We start from the raw sequence: 1,607 nt of genomic DNA on the forward strand, positions 1-1,607 counted from the left end.
TGCGAGTCGACCAGGCCGGGCATGACGGTCAGCCCGGCGCAGTCGACCACCTGGTCGCCTGGCCGCGTCTCGGTGCCGCCGCCGGCCACGACCGATTCGATCACCGAGCCGCGCACGATGACGTCGGCGGGGACCGGCGGCGCGCCCGAGCCATCGAAGACGGCGCCGTTGATGAAGACAATTCGCTGGTCGTCCGGCATGTCAGGCTCCGATCATGTTGTAGCCGCCGTCGGCCACAAGATAGCTACCGGTGATGTGACTGGCGTCCTCGCTGGCGAGGAACAGCGCGGTGCCGGCTACTTCCTCCGGCTTCGGAATGTGGTGCATCGGGGTCATCTCCCGCAGCTTGTCACCGCGGCCGTTCTTGTAGTCTGCCCGGTTGAGCATCCGCTCGGTCTCCATGAACCCCGGGGCGAAGACGTTGACCCGCACGCGGGGCGCGAACGCGTGCGCGTAGGACTTGGTGAGGCCGACGATGCCGTACTTCGCGGCCGCGTACTGCGGCGCCCGGGCGCTGCCGCGCACGATCACGGTCGACCCGATGTTGACGATCGACCCGCCGCCCTCCTGCTCGAGCATGCGCGAGCCGAACTCGTGCGTGCACATCAGCGTGCCCTTGATGTCGACGGCGAGGGTGTGGTCGATGGACTCCTCGGTGATGTCCCGCCACGACATCTGCTCGCTGGCCATGTCACCCACGTTGTTGACGGCCACGTCGAGCCGACCGAAGCGGTCCCACACCGCGTCGGCCATCCGCCTGATCTGCGCCCAGTCGACGATGTCGGCCTGCACGAGGAACGCCTTGCGGCCCGCGGCCTCGACACCGGCGGCGGTCTGCCGGGCGCCAGCCTCCGAACTGCGGTAGTGCACGGCGACGTCGGCGCCCTCCTGCGCCGCGCGCACCGCGATCGCGGCACCGAAACCGGTGCCCGCCCCGGTGACCAGGACGGTCTTTCCGGCAAAGCGCTGGTGGAACGTCATGATGTGCGTGGTCCTTACTTAGACGAGAGTGCGGCCGCCGTCGGCGTACATGACGTGACCCGTCACGAACGCCGACTGCGCTGAGCAGAGAAAGAGGATGGGGCCGGTCAGGTCGTCGGCGGTGCCGAGCCGCCCGGCGGGGACAAGCCTGGTCAGGCCCTCGCGCACACCTGGTTTCTCCAGGTAAGCGTGGGTCAGCGCGGTCTCGGTGTAGCCGGGCGCCACCGCGTTCACGGTCACGCCGTGCGGCGCCCATTCGCGGGCCATGACCCGGCAGAGCTGGTTCACGCCCCCCTTCGTCGCGGCGTAGGGCGCGTGGTCGGCGTGCGCGAGCAGGCCGGAGACGGAGGAGAGAAAGACGATCCGCCCGTAGCCGGCCGGCACCATCAGCGCACCGGCGGCCCGCGCGGTCCACACCGCGCTCTTCAGGTTGACGTCGATGATCCGGTCCCAGACCTCGTCCGGGGTCTCCAGCACCGGGCGCCGGTCGTTGACGCCGACCGCGTGCACGAACACGTCAAGCCCGCCGAGCGTCTCGGCGGCGTCGCGGACGGCCCGCCTGGCCGCCGCGGCGGAGGTGAGGTCCGCCGCACACGGTCGTGAGCTCTACGCCGGCGTCCCTGGCC

The 1,607-nt window shown here is 70.3% G+C and carries 1 protein-coding gene and 2 pseudogenes; all 3 read right to left on the reverse strand.

The annotated features are described in order from the left end of the window. A pseudogene (locus WA805_RS20390) lies at nt 1-200 on the reverse strand (metal-dependent hydrolase family protein); the annotation flags it as partial. 1 nt (nt 201) lies between these two features. Further along, the gene (locus WA805_RS20395) at nt 202-981 is read right to left on the reverse strand and encodes an SDR family NAD(P)-dependent oxidoreductase (RefSeq protein ID WP_425243120.1); all 780 of its coding nucleotides are present in this window, start codon (nt 979-981) and stop codon (nt 202-204) included. A gap of 18 nt (nt 982-999) precedes the next feature. Further along, nucleotides 1,000-1,563 (reverse strand): annotated as a pseudogene (locus WA805_RS20400) (SDR family NAD(P)-dependent oxidoreductase); the annotation flags it as partial. Nucleotides 1,564-1,607: the final 44 nt, after the last annotated feature.

This window comes from Trebonia sp., assembly GCF_049794275.1.
Lineage (GTDB): Bacteria > Actinomycetota > Actinomycetes > Streptosporangiales > Streptosporangiaceae > Trebonia.